Genomic DNA, 17,537 nt, shown 5'->3' on the forward strand with positions numbered 1-17,537 from the left:
GTACGGATCCTGCGGTACGGGTCCTGCGGGACTACTTGCCGGCGCCGAGCTCGATCGGCACGCCCACCAGGGAGCCGTACTCGGTCCACGAACCGTCGTAGTTCTTGACGTTCTCCTGGCCGAGCAGCTCGTGCAGGACGAACCAGGTGAGCGCGGAGCGCTCACCGATGCGGCAGTACGCGATGGTGTCCTTCGACAGGTCCACCTGCTCGGCCTCGTACAGGGCCTTGAGCTCGTCGTCCGACTTGAAGGTGCCGTCGTCGTTGGCGTTCTTCGACCACGGGATGTTGCGGGCGCTCGGCACGTGGCCGGGGCGCTGCGACTGCTCCTGCGGGAGGTGGGCCGGCGCGAGCAGCTTGCCGCTGAACTCGTCGGGCGAGCGCACGTCGACGAGGTTCAGGCTGCCGATGGCCTTGACCACGTCGTCGCGGTAGGCGCGGATCGACTCGTCCTGCGGCTTGGCCGTGTACTGGGTGGCCGGGCGCGTCGGGACGGCGTCGGTCAGGTCGCGGGAGTCGAGCTCCCACTTCTTGCGGCCGCCGTCGAGGAGCTTGACGTTCTCGTGGCCGTACAGCTTGAAGTACCAGTACGCGTACGAGGCGAACCAGTTGTTGTTGCCGCCGTAGAGGACCACGAGGGTGTCGTTGCCGATGCCCTTCTCGCTCAGGAGCTTCTCGAAGCCGGCCTGGTCGACGAAGTCACGGCGGACCGGGTCCTGGAGGTCCTTCGTCCAGTCGATCCGGATCGCGTTCCTGATGTGGTTCTTCTCGTACGCCGAGGTGTCCTCGTCGACCTCGACGATGGCCACCTGCGGGTCGTCGATGTGGGCCTCGACCCAGTCGGCGTCGACCAGGACGTCTGCGCGGCTCATGTGTTTCTCCTCCGGGGCAGTCTGCGGCGGTGCGGTGTGCGGGTGCGAGGTGTACGCGCAGGTGCGTCGAGCGGGACGCGTACGGGAGGCACGGGTCCGGCCCTGATGTCGTCGAAGGGCCGGGGGGAAACGGGAGAGGGTCCCGCTCAGAAGGTGCGACAGAGCATGGCGGCGACGCGGCACAGGTCTACTGCCCGCCGCTTCGTGAGGTCCGCCTGTCGCTTCATGCGTCCGATCGTAGGGAGGTACGGGCGGAGATGTCACCGCCGTGTCGCATGATGAGACGCGATCGTCCGCCATGCAAGATGAAAGGGTCGGCGACCGGCCTCCTCCGCCAGGCCCGAGGCCTGTGGACGGAGAAGCCATCTGCGGGTCGGACGAGGCCGTCTCATCATCTGGATCCCCGGCCCGGTCCCTCCGCACGGTCGGCCGCCCCGCCCGGAGATCGGCTCCGGTTCCGCCGTCAGCCGGCGAGCTCGACGTCCGCCCCCGTCATCGAGATCTCCAGGCCCCCGGGAGTCACCTCGATCTTCTCCAGCTCCAGCCCCTCGGGCAGCCCACCGATCTCCCGCTCGAAGTCGGTCTTCTTCCGCACCAGCCCCTCCAGGCCCGGGATGCCCTCGCCGGGCACCTCGTCCGCGCGCACCTTGACGGTGGCGCCGTCGACCAGCGTGACGGTGGAGAGCACGCTGCGGGAGACCGCGCGGTCCAGCAGGGGAATCCGGATCGTGCCGGTGACCTTGACCTTCCCGTCGCCCCCGTAGGCGACCGTGACGCCCTCGTCGGCCGCCGCGGTGAGGTCCGCGTACGAGACGACGGCCGTCCCGGTGGCCCGGGCGGCCGTCGCGCTGCTGTATCCCGCCCCCAGCGTCACCTCGCTCAGCCGGGCCCGGATCTCACTGATCCGGATCGACCGGCCCGCCGCGCTGGTCCGGAGGTCCGTCACCCTGACGTCGACCCGGTCCAGGCGGCCGTCGGCGACCTGGGTCAGGAAGGGGAACCCCTTGATCGAGACGTCCGTGGAGCCGGCCTCGGCACCGCTGAAGCCGATCCTGCCCTCCGCCTCCGACTCCGCGACGTACACGGCGGCCCGATCGACGGCGACGAAGACGCCGCCCAGCACCACGGCGACGATCAGCAGTATTCGCAGTGCGCGCATACCCGTTGCTCCCCCACTCCGACCGGCCGGACCCCTGGGGCCCGCGAGCCCACTGCCGCTGCACGGCACGCCCGGAATCACCGACGAGGAACAGGCCCGGCCGGTTCCGTACCCTGCCCGCGCGCTCACATGCGTGCACACGCGACTCTCGGGAGAGAGCGGAACCGGCCGGAGGGCGCGGCGAGGGTGACGCGGTTCAGGTGAGGACGCGGCCGATCAGATAGACCGCGGGGGCCGCGGCCGTGAGCGGCAGGGCCACACCGGCCGTCATGTGCACGAAGCGGGAGGGGTAGTCGTAGCTCGCCACCCGCAGCCCGACCAGCGCGCAGCCACCGGCCGCGAAGGCGAGCAGAGCCGCCTGCGCGCCGAAATCCGTGAACCCGCCGAGGAGGGCGCCGGCCGCCGCGGGGGCCAGCAGCGCCGCGGCCACCGAGACGGGTCCCGGGAGCGGCAGGGCCCGGACCACCACGGCCACGGCGACCGCGATCCCTGCGACCGTGACCGCGTCCGGTACGGCCGCCAGGTGCCCGGCGGCCAGCACGGCGAGCGCGGCCGAGGCGACGGTGGCCGTCAGGCCGTACATCCGTTCGTCGGCGCCGGCGTGGCTGCGCAACTGGAGCACGAGGGTGAGCAGCACCCAGACGCCGAGCGTGCCGAGGAGAGCCGCCGGCGCGTTGTCGCGGCCCGCCACGAGCAGGACGACGTCGGCGGCGAGACCGCCCGCGAAGGCGAGCGCGATGCCCTGCCTGGCCGGCCACATGCCGTTGAGCCGGAACCAGCCGGCGGCGGTCACGGCCTGGAGCAGGACCAGCGGCACGAGCAGGGCGTAGGGGCCGACGGCCGCACCGAGCGCCAGGAGCAGGCCGAGACCGGCCGTGAGGGCGGCGGGCTGCATCCCGGGCGCGATGATCGGCGAACGTCCTTCGGCGCGGGCCCGCTGGGCGTCGGTGATCCTGCTGTTCCCGAGGGTGGTGGGAGCGCTGTAGCCCGTGTCGTCCCCGGTCGGTACCGTCCCCGTCCCGGGGCCGGCGTGGGCTTCCGGGGCGGGCGGGGTGACCGGGGCTTCCGGCGGCAGCGGGTAGGCGGCCGGGGCCCCGCCCCGCACGGCTGCGGGCTGCGGGGCCGGGCTGTAGTACGCGGCGTCCTGGGGTCGCGGCTCGGGCTGGTGGTACGGCTGCGGCTCCTCCACCGGCCGGTAGGCGGCCTGCGGGGCCTGCGGGGCCTGCGGCTGGATCGTCGGCTGGTACTGGGTGTCCCAGGTCTGACCCTGCCACGTCTGGGACGCGCCCTGATCCGCGGCGCCGTGGACGTCGTTCCCGGCGTGGCCCTGCCAGGGGTGCCCGGCGGACTCCTGCGGCGCCTGCCCCGGCGGCCGGCCGTCCTGGCCGGAGGGGTGCGCGTACGGGGCCGCGTAGGCGTCCTGGGAGGGCGTGGGCGGGTCACCGTACGCCTCCTGCTGTCCCTGCTGCGGGTACGGCTGTCCCTGCTGGGCGTACCCCTGCCCCTGTGGGTACCGGTCGTACCGCGGGTCGTGCTGCGGGTACGGCTGTCCCTGCTGGTCGTATCCCGGGTCGTGCGGGTACGGATACTGCTGATCGTTGTCGCTCATGGTCTGCGGTTCACCCTCCTGCGAACGGCGGGAGCACCTCGACCGTGCCGCCCTCGGCAAGCCGTACGGTCTCATGCCCGCGCGTCCCCACGGGGTCCCCGTCGATCAGGAACGAGCAGCGGAGCAGGACGCGTGCCAGCTCACCGGGGTGCCGTTCGCGCATCCCGTCGAGCGCCTCGGCCAGCGTCTGCGCCGCGTACGGCTCCTCGGCGGTCCCTGCGGCGGCCTTGGCCGCGGCCCAGTAGCGGATCGTCCCCGCTGCCATGGCGGCACCCCTTTCGTTGTACGTCAGCTGCCCATGATGAATCACGCCGGCGCCGCCCAGTCGGCGATACGCGTGAGCAGGGCCTCGTCCGCCGCGTTCTCGGCGTGCCCCATCCCCCGCTCGATCCAGAGTTCCGCGCGGCCCCCGGCGGCCGCGGCCAGCATCCGGGGGTGGTCCACGGGGAAGTACGGGTCCCGGTCGCCGTGCACGAGCAACAGGGGAGCCGTGATCAGCGGGACCGCCTCGGCCGGGGAGAGCGGTACCGGGTCCCAGTCCTCCCGGTGGATCCTGGTGCGGAAGCCGTACCGGCCGACGAGCCGGCCCGCGGGGCGGGTGACCACCCAGTGCAGGCGCCGCATGGGGGCCGTGCCCCGGTAGTACCACCGGGCGGGAGCGCTCACCGCGACCACGGCATCCGAGTACGCCGTGCGCGCCCCGCGCACAGCGGCGCGCCCCTTCACCCGTTCGGCCTCCGGGAGGGAGTCCGTTCCGGCGGCACCGGGCGCCGCGTACAGAGCGGCGTGCCGCAGCACCACGGAGCCGCCCATGGAGAAGCCGACCGTGACGACGCGCCGGTGCCCCAGGGACCGCGCCCAGGCGACCGCCGCGGCCAGGTCCAGCACTTCGCGGTCGCCCACGGTCGACCGTCCGCCGGACCTCCCGTGGCCCCGGAAGGAGAACGTGACCACGGCAGCACGCCGGGCGAACACCTCCGCGGCCCGCCGCACGGCCGGCCGGTCCGCGGCTCCGGTGAAGCCGTGCGCGACGACCACCGCAGTCCGGTCGGCAGCGCCGCGGCCCCCGGGCGCGGAACCCGCCGTACACGGGGTGTACACCGCCTCGATACGGACCCCGTCACCGGTCAGCAATGTGGCGTGCCGGGGGCCCGGCGTGATCGAGGGAACAGAAGAACTCGGGAAACAACCCTCGGACACTGAACTCATGTGGGCTATTCTGCTGCGAAGAGGATCCGGGCAATGCAGCCCCCGGGTCCTTTTGTGCTTTCCGAGTGTTGTTACGGAGACGTTTCAGCAACCTCAGCGGCCCTCGGACAGGGGGCCGCACCGTAAGAACCGTAGGACGCTCGCCTCAGGGTGAACGGCCGTACGGGAGTACGAAGCAGTGCCGCATACTCCCCCGGGTCCGACCCGGGAGTGCCCCTCTCGCAGGGAAACGAGGAGGACCGACGTAATGGGCGAGCGAACCGTGCACGATCGACCGACGACCCAGGCAGGTGGGCGGCGATGAGTTCACTGCTGCTTCTGACGAATGCCCTTCAACCGTCGACGGAGGTGCTCCCCGCCCTCGGCCTTCTGCTCCACAGCGTGCGGGTCGCCCCCGCCGACGGACCCGCACTCATCGACACCCCGGGTGCCGACGTCATTCTCGTCGACGGCCGGCGCGACCTCCCCCAGGTGCGGTCGCTGTGCCAGCTGCTGCGGTCCACCGGGCCGGGCTGTCCGCTGATCCTCGTGGTCACGGAGGGCGGTCTCGCGGCCGTCACCGCCGACTGGGGCATCGACGACGTCCTGCTGGACACGGCGGGCCCCGCCGAGGTCGAGGCCCGGCTCCGGCTGGCCACCGGCCGTCAGCAGCTCACCGCCGACGACTCCCCCATGGAGATCCGCAACGGCGACCTGTCGGTGGACGAGGCGACGTACAGCGCCAAGCTGAAGGGCAGGGTCCTGGACCTCACCTTCAAGGAGTTCGAGCTCCTGAAGTACCTCGCCCAGCACCCCGGCCGGGTCTTCACCCGCGCCCAGCTGCTGCAGGAGGTGTGGGGCTACGACTACTTCGGCGGTACGCGCACGGTCGACGTCCACGTACGGCGGCTGCGCGCCAAGCTCGGCCCCGAGCACGAGTCGCTGATCGGCACCGTCCGCAACGTCGGCTACCGCTTCGTCACCCCCGAGAAGGGGGAGCGCGCGGCGGACGAGGGCACCACCGGGGCGGCGCCGGGGACGGGCGGGGAAGCCGTCGCCCGTACGGAGCAGTCCGCGCAGGACGAGATCAGGGAAGAAGCCCCGGAACGAACCGCCAAGAGGTAGGTCGATCCGCGTAGACTGCCGCGCGTGGCCAAGGTGACGCGGGACGATGTGGCGAGACTGGCGGGGACCTCGACAGCGGTCGTCAGCTACGTCATCAACAACGGACCCCGGCCGGTTGCCCCGGCCACGCGCGAGCGGGTGCTCGCCGCGATCAAGGAGCTGGGGTACCGGCCCGACCGGGTCGCCCAGGCGATGGCCTCGCGGCGCACCGACCTCATAGGGATGATCGTGCCGGACGCGCGGCAGCCCTTCTTCGCCGAGATGGCGCACGCGGTCGAACAGGCCGCCGCCGAGCGCGGGAAAATGGTGCTCGTCGGCAATTCCGATTACCGCGACGAGCGCGAGGTCCACTATCTGCGTGCCTTTCTCGGCATGCGCGTCTCCGGGCTGATCCTGGTCAGCCAGGGCCCCAGCGAACGGGCGGCGGCCGAGATCGAGGCCTGGGACGCCCGCGTCGTCCTGCTGCACGAGCGCCCGGAGGCCATCGACGACGTCGCGGTCGTCACGGACGACGTCGGCGGCGCCCAGCTCGCCACCCGCCACCTGCTGGAGCACGGCAACGACTACGTCGCCTGCCTCGGCGGCACGGAGTCGACCCCGGTGGTCGGTGACCCGGTCGCCGACCACATCGAGGGCTGGCGCCGCGCCATGCAGGAGGCGGGGCTGACGACACAGGGGCGCCTCTTCCACGCCCCGTACAACCGTTACGACGCCTACCGGGTGGCTCTGGAGCTGCTGGCGGGACCCGACAGGCCCCCGGCGATCTTCTGCTCGACCGACGACCAGGCCATCGGGGTGCTGCGGGCGGCGCGCGAACTGCGCATCGACGTACCCGGGGAGCTCGCGGTCGCCGGATTCGACGACGTCAAGGAGGCGGGCCTGACCGATCCGCCCCTGACGACGGTCTTCTCGGACCGCCCGGCCATGGCGCGGGCCGCCGTCGACCTCGTCCTGGACGACTCGCTGCGCGTCTCGGGGTCGCGGCGGGAGCGCCTGAAGCAGTTCCCGTCCGCCCTGGTGGTGCGGCGGTCGTGCGGCTGCGGGGAGCCACCGGTCACCGCCCGGTAGCGGCGACGGCGGGCTTCCTCATCTCGGCCGTACGCGGTTCTGCCGGGCTTCTCAGGGCGCCCTCAGGCTGTTCTCATGTTGGCTGGCCACTCTCGTAGACATGACAGACAGCCACCGCCCGAGCGGCGAGTACCCGACGTACCCGATGCACCCCCCGTACGGCAACGGTGAGGCGGCCTACCCGCCGCCGCCCGCCTACGGCCCGGGCCCGCAGGAGCACTCGGCGGTACCCGGTGCTCCCGCCCCGCACCGCGCCCCGGACGCCCCGGCACCGGAGCGCCGCGTCAAGCGGCCGTTCGCCCTGCTGGCGGCCGTGGCGATCGCCGCGGCGGCGGTGGGCGGCGGCACCGCCACCCTCATCGGCGAGCTCTCCGGGGGCGGGCAGGGCACCACCACGTCCGCCGGCGCGGTCCACGGCACCACCGTCGCGCAGAGCAGCACGGGCACCGTGTCCGGAGTGGCGGCGGCCGTGTCGCCGGCCATCGTCGAGATCAGCGCGGCCTCCTCGTCGGGCAACGCCACCGGCTCCGGGGTCGTCATCACCTCGGACGGCGAGATCATCACCAACAACCACGTCATCTCCGGTGCCTCCCAGATCAAGGTCGCCCTCAGCACCGGCAGGTCGTACACCGCCGACGTCGTCGGTACGGACCCGGGCAAGGACCTGGCGCTCATCAAGCTCCAGGGCGCGAGCGGGCTCAGGACCGCGACCCTGGGCGACTCCTCGTCGGTCGCGGTCGGCGACCAGGTCGTGGCGATCGGCTCCCCCGAGGGCCTCACCGGCACGGTCACCAGCGGCATCGTCTCCGCGCTGGACCGCGACGTCACGGTCGCCAAGGACGACCAGCAGAGCCAGCAGCAACAGGGCGGCGGGAACTGGCCGTTCGAGTTCGGCGGACAGCAGTTCAACGGCGACACGGGTACGTCCAGGACGACGTACAAGGCCATCCAGACGGACGCCTCGCTCAACCCCGGCAACTCCGGTGGCGCGCTCATCAACATGGAGGGCCAGATCATCGGCATCAACTCCGCCATGTATGCACCCGGTTCGGCCGGCTCCGCCGACAGCTCGGCGGCGGGCAGTGTCGGTCTCGGCTTCGCCATCCCGGTCGACACCGTCAAGGCCGACCTGTCCGCCCTGCGCGCCGGCGACGGCTCCTGACCGGCCGGTCCCGATGCGTCGGCACCGGCCCGCCCGCCCCGGCCGCCGGGACGGCCGCCCGGGCCCCCGCCGCCTCCCGCCGGGCCGGGCCCCGCACCGGCCGGGCACGCCGCGCCGCGAGACGCCGTAGCGAGGCCGTGCGAGGCTGAGGGAACAGCACGCCGTACCGGACCGAAGGAAGAGGACGAAGAAGCGATGAGCCCCGCCGAAGACGATCCCCAGCGCGTCCTGATCGTCGACGACGAGCCCGCCGTGCGCGAGGCCCTGCAACGCAGCCTCGCCTTCGAGGGATACGGCACCGAAGTCGCCGTGGACGGCTACGACGCCCTCGCCAAGGCGGAGGCGTACGCCCCCGACCTCATCGTCCTGGACATCCAGATGCCCCGCATGGACGGCCTCACCGCCGCCCGGCGCATCCGGTCCACCGGCTCCACCACACCCATCCTGATGCTCACCGCCCGCGACACGGTGGGCGACCGGGTCACCGGCCTGGACGCCGGCGCCGACGACTACCTGGTCAAGCCCTTCGAGCTGGACGAGCTCTTCGCCCGCATCCGGGCCCTGCTGCGCCGCAGCTCGTACGCGAGCCCGGCGGGCGGTGCCGTCCCCGACGACGACGTCCTGTCCTTCGCCGACCTCCGTATGGACCTGAACACCCGCGAGGTCACCCGGGGCACCCGTCGGGTCGAACTGACCCGCACCGAGTTCACCCTGCTGGAGATGTTCCTGTCCCACCCCCGGCAGGTGCTGACCCGCGAACAGATCCTCAAGGCCGTCTGGGGCTTCGACTTCGAACCCAGTTCCAACTCCCTGGACGTGTACGTGATGTACCTGCGCCGCAAGACCGAGGCCGGCGGCGAGCCGCGCCTCGTCCACACCGTGCGGGGCGTCGGCTACGCCCTGCGGCCCGGCGGCGGTGAGGGGTGAGCGGACCGGCACTCCGCCTGCGCGCGCTGCCGCTCCGCTCCCGGCTCGCGCTGCTGGTCGCCGCGGCCGTGGCGGCGGCCGTCGCGGCGGTGGCCGCCGCCTGCTGGTTCGTGACGCGCGAGCAGCTGGAGCACCAGCTGGACGAGTCGCTGCGCAATTCCCGGACCGTCGACAGGTCCTACGTCTCCGACCTGCTGGCCAGCTGCCGCGGCACGGGCCGTGGTCCGGTGCAGTCACCCGGCGCGTACTCCCTGCAGATCATCGACGCGGCCGGCACCGTCTGCGCCCGGCCCGGGACCCCGCGCATCACGCCGACGGCCGAGGACCTGGCCGTGGCCGCCGGCACACGCGCCGACGTGCTGCGCTCCGCGACCGCCGCCGACGGCACGAGGATGCGGGTCTTCACCTACGGCGTGGAACTGCGCCCCTCCCAGGAGGTCTACGCCGTGTCCGTGGCCCGGCCCGAGGCCGAGGTGACCGGTCCGCTCTCCACCCTCGCCTGGGTCCTCGTCCTCGTCTCCGGCATCGGAGTCCTCGGCGCCGGGGCGGCCGGCCTGTGGATCGCCCGTACCGGCCTGCGCCCCGTCGACCGGCTGACCGACGCGGTCGAGCACGTGGCCCGCACCGAGGACCTCACCGTCCGCATCCCGGTCGAGGGGGAGGACGAGATCGCCCGGCTCTCCCGCTCCTTCAACACCATGACCAGCTCCCTGGCCACCTCCCGCGACCGCCAGTCCCAGCTCATCGCGGACGCCGGGCACGAACTGCGCACCCCGCTCACCTCGCTCCGCACGAACATCGAACTGCTCGCCCGTAGCGACGACACGGGCCGGGCCATCCCACCCGACGACCGCAGGGCCTTGATGGCCTCCGTCAAGGCCCAGATGACGGAGCTCGCGGCGCTCATCGGCGACCTCCAGGAGCTCTCCCGTCCCGACGCCGCCCAGCCGGGCCCGCTGCAGGTGGTCGCGCTGCACGACGTCACCCGTACCGCCCTGCGGCGGGCGCGGCTGCGCGGGCCCGAGCTGACGGTCACCGCCGACCTGGCCCCCTGGTACGTGCGGGCCGAACCGGCGGCCCTGGAGCGGGCGGTCGTCAACGTCCTGGACAACGCGGTGAAGTTCAGCCCGCCCGGCGGGACGATCGACGTCGTCCTGCACCGGGGCGAGCTGACCGTGCGCGACCACGGTCCCGGTATCCCCGCCGAGGAACTCCCGCACGTCTTCGAACGCTTCTGGCGCTCCCCCTCGGCCCGCCAGCTCCCGGGCTCCGGCCTGGGCCTGTCCATCGTGGCCCGCACGGTCCAGCAGGCCGGCGGGGAGATCACCCTGCGCCCGGCGGACGGGGACGGCACGGTGGCCACGATCCGGCTGCCGGGGGCACCGACGCCGCCGCCGGGGGTGTGAGCGGGCCTCAGCCCGCCGGGTTGTGCCGGATCAGCGACTCGACGAGGCCGGACCGGGTCGCCGGGTAGTCCAGCGGAACGATGCCGAGGCCGGTCCAGCCCGACGCCGACCCGTCGAGGAACGCGTGCACCTGCGGGTTGAGCCGGTCGGAGTTCCAGCGCGGCGGCATCAGGGCGGCGGTGCTCACGTAGTTCATGAACAGCTTGCCGGGCTGCTGGGCGGCCTTGCGGAACTGCGCCTCGATCTTCGGGTACTTGGCGAACGGCTCGGCCATGTAGTCGTCCTGGATGTCGAAGAGTTCAGGATCGGCGTACCGGACACCGGGCAGTCCGCCGTTGTCGGCCAGCAGCACGACCTTGCCGCGCGCGGCGCCCAGCGAGGGCAGCGACGGCTCGATGCGGAACAGCGGGCGCCAGCCCCTGTTGTCGAGGTAGTCGTCGAAGACCGCCCGGAACGCCGCGTCGCTCTCCTGCGAGTACTCCTGCTTGACCCGCATCAGCACGGTCTCGGTGGGGTGGGCCGCCAGGAAGTCCCAGCAGGCGCCCAGCACATCGCCGAACATCAGGTTCTGGTACGAGGCCCCGTGATGGATCGCGAAGGAGCCGCCGGTGATCCGGCACCGTACGTCGAGGAAGCGGATGCCGCTGTTCAACTGCTCGGCGATCGTGGTGTTCTGGCACTCGGTCCAGGGGCCACCGTAGCGGGCGCCGGAGTCGTGCGATCCGGGGATCGTGAGGCGTTGCAGCGCGGTGGTGCCGGGGACGGCGCCCATCCAGTCCTGGGTGGTGAGGGCCTGGCGGGTCACGGCGCCCGCGGGGTCCGCGCCGATCAGGACGGTGGCGGTGGCGGCGAGGGCGCCGGCCAGGAAGTTCCGGCGACTGGCGGTGTACGGGCTCATGCGGAAGGTGCCTCCGTCTGCCGTGGGGGGTCGACCTCCGGATTATGACGGGTGCACGTCACTACCGGAACAGGGCCGACGGCCGTCCCGGCGGGAGATCACGAAGTACGGCGGCCGGCCGCCGGAGATGGTTCGCGCACAGGGCGGGCCGGGGGAATCCCGTGGACGCCGTACGCATCCACGCATCGGACAGCGTCGCGTGGTGGTCGTCCGGGGGTGACGGTGCTGGACGGCTGTCACCCGTACGGGAAGGCGGTGCGGCTCACGCCGGTCCGGTCCGGACCGGCGCCCTGGACAGGCCGTGGAAACGCGGAAGGGCGGTGGGCCCGCCGGCCCACCGCCCCGCTCACCCGCGTACGGGGGTTACTCCTTGATGACCGTGATCCGGTCCGCCGCCGGCGGGGCCAGCGGTGCCTCGGCCGTGGAGTGGGCCGCCAGGTAGGCGTTGAACAGGTCCAGGTCGGACGGGCCGACCAGCTTGTTCGTGCCCTGGCCGAGGGCCGCGAAGCCGTCGCCGCCGCCCGCGAGGAACTCGTTCATGGCGACGCGGTACGTCTTCGCCGGGTCGATCGCCTCACCGTTCAGCCGGATCGAGTCCGCGACCACCCGGGCCGCGCCCGACTTCGTCATGTCGAGGGTGTAGGTGAGGCCCCGGGAGATCTGGAGGATCTTGGGGGAGGCCTCGTTGGAGCCGCTGACCTGCTGCTGGAGCGCGGTGACCAGCTGAGCACCGGTCAGGTCGACGACGTTCATCATGTTGGTGAACGGCTGGACGGTGAACGACTCGCCGTACGTCACCACTCCGTCGCCCTCGCTGCCGGACGCCGCGTACACCAGGTCCGAGCGGATGCCGCCGGGGTTCATGAACGCGACGACCGCACCGCCCTTGTCGGCCGGGGCCATACCCTCCAGCTGCGCGTCGGCGATCAGGTCGCCGAGGGGCTTCTCCGGGGCCGTGGAACCGCGGCCGTTGATGTCGGCGGAGATGAAGCCCTGCGGACGGCTCGCGATGGGCGCGGCGAGCGCGTTCCAGCGGGCGATCAGCGCGGTCATGTCGGAGGCCTTGGCCTGGTCCCGGCTGACGATGTGGTTCGCCGACCGCACCGACGTACGCACGATGTCCTTGGTGCGGCGGTCGTAGGTGAGGGTCGTGTCCGTGTAGAGCTTGCCGAACGACGAGGCGGACGTCACCATGCGCGGCTTGCCGGACGGGTCCGGGACGGTGCACACGTATGCCTGGTGGGTGTGGCCCGTGACCAGGGCGTCGACCTTCGGGGTGATGCCCTTGGCGATGTCCACGATCGGCCCCGAGATGCCGCTGCCGGCACCGGGGCTGTCGCAGTCGTAGTTGTACGACGAGGAGGCCGGGGCCCCGCCCTCGTGGATCAGCGCCACGATGGACTTGACGCCCTGACGGTCGAGCTCCTTGGCGTACGTGTTGACCGTCTCGATCTCGTCGTGGAACTTCAGGCCCTTGACGCCGTTGGCCGTGACGATGTTCGGCGTGCCCTCCAGAGTCACCCCGATGAAACCGATCTTGACGCCGTCCTTCTTCCAGACGGTGTACGGCTTGAGGACCGGCTTGCCGGTCTTCTCGTCGGTGACGTTGGCGGCGAGATAGGGGAAGTCCGCGCCTCCGAACGTCCTGTCCTTCTCGTAGCAGCCCTCCACCGGGTGGCAGCCGCCGTTCTGCAGGCGGCCCAGCTCCGTGGCCCCCTCGTCGAACTCGTGGTTGCCGACGGCCGTCACGTCGAGGTCGAGCTTGTTCAGCGCCTCGATGGTGGGCTCGTCGTGGAAGAGCCCCGACAGCAGCGGGCTGGCGCCGACCATGTCGCCACCGGCCGCGGTCACGGAGTACGGGTGGCCCTCGCGCGCGGTGCGCAGCGAGGTGGCGAGGTACTCGACACCGCCGGCCGGGACCGACTTCACCGTGCCGTCGGCCTGCTTCTCGCTGACCGACCCGGCGGAACCGGCCGGCGGCTCCAGGTTGCCGTGCAGGTCGTTGAAGGACAGCAGCTGGACGTCGACGGTACGGGCCGGGTGACCGTGCCCCTGGCCGTCACCGTGGGCCCGTTCGTCTGCCCCGGCCGGCATCGCGGCGACGAGCGCGCCCACGGTGGCCAGGCCGGCGGCGGCGAGCACCCGCCGGGACACGCGGTTCTTCTGCGGAGTGACTGACATCGGTCCCCTTGTGAGTGTCTGGATCCTGCGTGCGGCAGCCTAGAGTCAACGCGCGTAGCGCGACAGGTGTTTGGGGTTACGAACTGGTTGCCGCCCCATCAGAAAGGGGTCGATCACCCGTAGGTCGTACATATGCACACAGAGGTGTCATCGGGTGCGCAAGCACCGCAAGCCCGGACGCCGGAGGAGCGACATCCGCCTGGCACCCATGAAGAGCCGACCGACGCCCGAGCTGCCGCCCGGAACACCGCGGGACAGCGGGTGGCCGAAAACCGCCCTCCGGGCACCCGGCCACACCGCCCGAACGGACCGCGCGCGGAGCCGTCGCGCACTCACCGCCCCCACCGCCCCACGAGCTCCCCGTACGCTCGTCCCCATGACGACAGACGTACCCCTCCCCGCCCCCGGACGTGCGATCCAGACCCTCGACGCGCTCACCCCCGAGCAGGCCGACGCCGTCCTGGCGCTGCTCGGTGAGGCCGCCCGGACCGACGGAAGGGAGGCCGTCTCCGAGCAGGGCCGGCTGCAGCTCCGGGGCGGGCACCGCGAGGGCGTGCGGCACTTCCTGCTCACCGCCGACGGCGTCCTCGCCGGGTACGCGCAGCTGGAGGACACCGACCCCGTGGAGGCGCCCGCCGCCGAGCTCGTCGTCCACCCGGCCCACCGCGGGCGCGGGCACGGACGGGCCCTGGGGGCCGCCCTGCTGGCCGCGACGGGGAAGCGGCTGCGGGTCTGGGCCCACGGCGGCAAGTCCTCCGCCCGGCACCTCGCTCAGGTGCTGGGCCTCTCCCTCTTCCGCGAACTGCGCCAGCTGCGCCGCCCGCTGGACGCGCCCCCCATCGCCGAACCGGTCCTGCCCCCGGGTGTCACCCTCCGCACCTTCGTACCCGGCCAGGACGACGAGGCCTGGCTCGCGGTCAACAGGGCCGCGTTCGCCCACCACCCCGAGCAGGGCTCCCTGACCCAGCGAGACCTGGACGACCGCAAGGCCGAGCCGTGGTTCGACCCGAAGGGCTTCTTCCTCGCCGAGCGCGACGGCGCGCTCATCGGCTTCCACTGGACGAAGGTGCACGCCGAGGAGAACGTCGGGGAGGTGTACGTGGTCGGTATCCGGCCCGACGCCCAGGGCGGCGGCCTCGGCAAGGCGCTCACCGCGATCGGACTGCGCCACCTGGCAGCCCAGGGCCTGCCCACCGCGATGCTCTACGTCGACGCCGACAACCCGGCCGCCCTCGCGGTGTACGAGCGCATGGGCTTCGTCACGCACGAGACCGACCTGATGTACCGCACGGAATCCTGACGTGTAGTCAGACATGGCAGGGGCGGCGCCACTTGACGCCGCCCCTGCCTTACGCCACCCTTTCACTACTCAATTAGTGAAAGGGTGGTGAGTATGGCCGAGTCCGCAGCGGTCGAATTCCGCATAGACCGGCGCAGCGGCGTCGCCACCTACCTCCAGATCGTCCAGCAGACCAAACAGGCCCTGCGCCTGGGTGTCCTGGAGCCGGGCGACCGCCTGCCCACGGCCCGGGAGGTCGTGGAGGCCACGGCCATCAACCCCAACACCGTGCTCAAGGCCTACCGCGAACTGGAACGCGAGGGCCTCGTCGAGGCGCGCCGCGGCCTCGGCACCTTCGTCCGCCGCACCCTCGGCAGCGCCGCCGTCACCACCGACGCGCCCCTGCGCGCCGAACTCACCGACTGGACCCGCAGGGCACGCGCCGCCGGACTCGACAAGGACGACGTGCACGCGCTCTTCACCGCCGTACTGGACAGCACCTTCGAGGGGGAACCGCACGCATGAAAGGCGCCGCGATCGAGGCGAACGGCCTCGGTATGACCTACGGGCGAAAGCGCGGGTGGGCGCTGCGCGACTGCTCGTTCCGGCTGCCCACCGGACGGATATGCGCCCTGGTCGGGCCCAACGGCGCGGGGAAGTCCACCCTGCTCGCCCTCGCGGCCGGCCTGCTCCGGCCGACCGAGGGCACGCTACGCGTCCTCGGCTCCCACCACCCCGACGAGACCCGTGCCCGCATCGCCTACGTCTCCCAGGACAAGCCCCTGTACCCGCAGCTCACGGTGGCCGACACCCTGTGGGCCGGCGCACAGCTCAACCCCGCCGTCTGGGACAGCGCCGCTGCCGCCCGGGTCGCCGGGTCCCTCCCGCAGGACGCCCGGGTCCGCACCCTCTCGGGCGGCCAGCGCACCCGGCTCGCCCTCGCCCTCGCCCTGGGCAAGCGGCCCGAACTGATGCTGCTGGACGAGCCGATGGCCGACCTCGACCCGCTCGCCCGCCACCAGCTCATGGGCGTGCTCATGGCCGAGGCCGCCGAGCACTCCACCACCATCGTGATGTCCTCGCACATCCTCACCGAGCTGGAGGGCGCCTGCGACTACGTCCTGCTCGTCGACGGCGGCCGGGTCCGGCTCGGCGGCGAGAGCGACGACATCGTCGCCGCGCACGCCGTCCTCACCGGCCAGGCCCGCGACCTGGCCCCGCACACCGTCGTCGAGACCCGCACGACAGGGCGCCAGCTCACCGCTCTGGTGCGGAAGGAAGGGCCGGTCGACGGCCGGGTCTGGGAGGTCACCCAACCCTCCCTGGAGGACCTGCTCCTGGCCCACCTCCGCTCCCCGGACGCACCGGCGCTGCTCACCCCGAGCGCGTGCGCCGGCGCCTGCGAGGAGGTGGCTGCGGCATGAGCACCCCCACCCTCGGCGGCCCCGTCCGCGTGCTGGTGCGCCAGCACCGTCTCCCCCTGCGGATCGCGGGCGGCATCGCGCTGGCCACTCTCCTCGGCATGGCCGCCCTCACCCTGCGGTCGTCCCGTGTCACCGACGTCTTCGCGGCCAGCGGCTGCAGGGTGGACGGTGCCGACGGAAACCGGGCCTGCATGCAGATAGCACGCAATTACCTGGACAGCATGGCGACCTACGACCACCTCCTCGGCGATGTCGCCGTGCTCTTGGTCGCCCTGCCCGTGCTCCTCAGCGCCTTCGTCGCCGGCCCCCTGATCGCCAGGGAACTGGAGAGCGGCACCTACAAGGTGTCCTGGACCCAGTCGGTATCGCCCGCACGCTGGCTGGTCGCCAAGCTCGCCGTTCCGGCCGTACTGCTGATGGCGGGTACGGCTGCGCTGTCGTCCGCCCTGCTCTGGGCCCGGTCCTCCTCGGACAACCCCTACGCCTTCGAGTGGTATACGTGGCAGGCCTTCGCCACCACGGGCACGCTGCCTTTCGCCTACCTCGTGTTCAGCCTGTGCGTGGGAGCACTCACCGGACTGCTGATGCGCCGCACCGTCCTCGCCCTGACCGTCTCCGCGTTCGTCACCGGCGCGGTGATCACGGCCTTCACCTACCTCCGCGGCGGGCTGTGGCCACCACGGACGTTGTCCGGCCGGACTCTGGACGTGGCGTCGGGCATCTGGTGGGTGGAAGTGGGCGACCTCGACAGCAGCGGCAAGCGGCTGCCGCCCGACCTGTGCTCGGCGGCCGGATCCGAGGCAGCCCGACTCCGGTGCGTGACCGACCACGACATCACCAGCCACTACCTCGACTACCACCCCGCCTCCCACTTCTGGCCCCTCCAGCTCGTCGAGACGGGCATCCTGCTCGCCCTCGCCGCCCTGGCCCTCGCGCTCGCCTTCCGGGTGCTGCGCCGCCGCCACGGCTGACACAGCCGCCCGTCCTGGGCTCCGGCCTCCGGGGGGAGCCCGGAGCCCAGGACGGGGAACACACACCGTGACCGGACGCGGCCCCGCAGCCACACCGCTTCCTGCACGTCATGTCGCCGTTACCGTCCATTCAGCCACGCTTGCGACCCTGACGGGATGCAGCCAGCTGTGCCCACCCCCCGCAACGGGAGAGGCCGGGGTTCGCCGTCCGCCCCCGCCTCGTCCGCGATCTTTAACGGCTCCGACGCGCCTGAGAAGCCGAACGCGCG

Annotated in this window: 17 protein-coding genes; 9 read left to right on the plus strand and 8 right to left on the minus strand. The window is 72.3% G+C overall.

What is annotated here, in order from left to right; translation table 11 throughout:
* Positions 1–31 precede the first annotated feature (31 nt).
* The 6 genes from ACH4VO_RS18195 to ACH4VO_RS18220 form a co-directional block, all read right to left on the minus strand.
* Complete coding sequence (locus ACH4VO_RS18195; RefSeq protein WP_360985740.1) at positions 32–871, minus strand: sulfurtransferase; 840 nt, start codon at positions 869–871, stop codon at positions 32–34.
* 146 nt (positions 872–1,017) lie between these two features.
* Complete coding sequence (locus ACH4VO_RS18200) at positions 1,018–1,098, minus strand: putative leader peptide (RefSeq protein ID WP_350310325.1); 81 nt, start codon at positions 1,096–1,098, stop codon at positions 1,018–1,020.
* Between the two features lie 236 nt (positions 1,099–1,334).
* Positions 1,335–2,030 carry a DUF2993 domain-containing protein gene (locus tag ACH4VO_RS18205; protein ID WP_360985743.1) on the minus strand — a complete coding sequence of 232 codons (696 nt, stop codon included), beginning with the start codon at positions 2,028–2,030 and terminating at the stop codon, positions 1,335–1,337.
* A gap of 196 nt (positions 2,031–2,226) precedes the next feature.
* Positions 2,227–3,639: a hypothetical protein gene (locus ACH4VO_RS18210; RefSeq protein ID WP_360985746.1), complete on the minus strand. Its 1,413-nt coding sequence runs from the start codon at positions 3,637–3,639 to the stop codon at positions 2,227–2,229.
* Positions 3,640–3,649: 10 nt separating this feature from the next.
* Positions 3,650–3,904 (minus strand): MoaD/ThiS family protein, encoded by a 255-nt coding sequence (locus ACH4VO_RS18215; RefSeq protein WP_360985749.1) that lies wholly within the window; start codon positions 3,902–3,904, stop codon positions 3,650–3,652.
* Between the two features lie 41 nt (positions 3,905–3,945).
* Complete coding sequence (locus ACH4VO_RS18220; RefSeq protein WP_360985752.1) at positions 3,946–4,848, minus strand: alpha/beta fold hydrolase; 903 nt, start codon at positions 4,846–4,848, stop codon at positions 3,946–3,948.
* Between the two features lie 300 nt (positions 4,849–5,148).
* Between ACH4VO_RS18220 and ACH4VO_RS18225 the strand changes: the two genes are divergently transcribed.
* The 5 genes from ACH4VO_RS18225 to ACH4VO_RS18245 all read left to right on the plus strand — a co-directional run bounded on the left by ACH4VO_RS18225 (position 5,149) and on the right by ACH4VO_RS18245 (position 10,515).
* On the plus strand, positions 5,149–5,952 hold the full coding sequence (locus tag ACH4VO_RS18225; protein ID WP_360985755.1) for a response regulator transcription factor: 804 nt from the start codon (positions 5,149–5,151) through the stop codon (positions 5,950–5,952).
* A 24-nt stretch (positions 5,953–5,976) separates the two neighbouring features.
* A complete protein-coding gene (locus ACH4VO_RS18230; protein WP_360985758.1) occupies positions 5,977–7,020 on the plus strand; it encodes a LacI family DNA-binding transcriptional regulator in 1,044 nt (347 codons plus the stop codon).
* Between the two features lie 100 nt (positions 7,021–7,120).
* On the plus strand, positions 7,121–8,182 hold the full coding sequence (locus ACH4VO_RS18235) for a trypsin-like peptidase domain-containing protein (protein WP_360985761.1): 1,062 nt from the start codon (positions 7,121–7,123) through the stop codon (positions 8,180–8,182).
* A gap of 195 nt (positions 8,183–8,377) precedes the next feature.
* Positions 8,378–9,109, plus strand: a complete 732-nt coding sequence (locus tag ACH4VO_RS18240) for a response regulator transcription factor (RefSeq protein WP_360985764.1) — start codon at positions 8,378–8,380, stop codon at positions 9,107–9,109.
* A complete protein-coding gene (locus ACH4VO_RS18245) occupies positions 9,106–10,515 on the plus strand; it encodes a HAMP domain-containing sensor histidine kinase (RefSeq protein WP_360985767.1) in 1,410 nt (469 codons plus the stop codon). Before ACH4VO_RS18240 ends, ACH4VO_RS18245 begins: the two co-directional genes overlap by 4 nt.
* Before the next feature lie 7 nt (positions 10,516–10,522).
* Here ACH4VO_RS18245 and ACH4VO_RS18250 read toward each other — a convergent pair whose 3' ends face one another.
* Positions 10,523–11,413 (minus strand): phosphatidylinositol-specific phospholipase C, encoded by an 891-nt coding sequence (locus ACH4VO_RS18250; protein ID WP_360985770.1) that lies wholly within the window; start codon positions 11,411–11,413, stop codon positions 10,523–10,525.
* Positions 11,414–11,776: 363 nt separating this feature from the next.
* Positions 11,777–13,594: a bifunctional metallophosphatase/5'-nucleotidase gene (locus ACH4VO_RS18255; RefSeq protein WP_360985773.1), complete on the minus strand. Its 1,818-nt coding sequence runs from the start codon at positions 13,592–13,594 to the stop codon at positions 11,777–11,779.
* 376 nt (positions 13,595–13,970) lie between these two features.
* On the opposite strand from ACH4VO_RS18255, the gene mshD reads away from it, so the two are divergent.
* From mshD to ACH4VO_RS18275, 4 genes are all read left to right on the plus strand, one after another.
* Entirely contained in the window at positions 13,971–14,894 is a 924-nt protein-coding gene (mshD, locus tag ACH4VO_RS18260; protein ID WP_360985776.1) for a mycothiol synthase, read from the plus strand.
* Between the two features lie 93 nt (positions 14,895–14,987).
* Complete coding sequence (locus ACH4VO_RS18265; protein ID WP_360985779.1) at positions 14,988–15,398, plus strand: GntR family transcriptional regulator; 411 nt, start codon at positions 14,988–14,990, stop codon at positions 15,396–15,398.
* Entirely contained in the window at positions 15,395–16,297 is a 903-nt protein-coding gene (locus tag ACH4VO_RS18270) for an ABC transporter ATP-binding protein (protein WP_360985782.1), read from the plus strand. Before ACH4VO_RS18265 ends, ACH4VO_RS18270 begins: the two co-directional genes overlap by 4 nt.
* The gene (locus ACH4VO_RS18275; protein WP_360985785.1) at positions 16,294–17,268 is read left to right on the plus strand and encodes a hypothetical protein; all 975 of its coding nucleotides are present in this window, start codon (positions 16,294–16,296) and stop codon (positions 17,266–17,268) included. The genes ACH4VO_RS18270 and ACH4VO_RS18275 overlap by 4 nt, the downstream gene beginning before the upstream one ends.
* Positions 17,269–17,537: the final 269 nt, after the last annotated feature.

Origin of the sequence: Streptomyces sp. NPDC020780 (genome assembly GCF_044334475.1) — a bacterium.
In the GTDB taxonomy this organism is placed as follows: Bacteria; Actinomycetota; Actinomycetes; order Streptomycetales; family Streptomycetaceae; genus Streptomyces.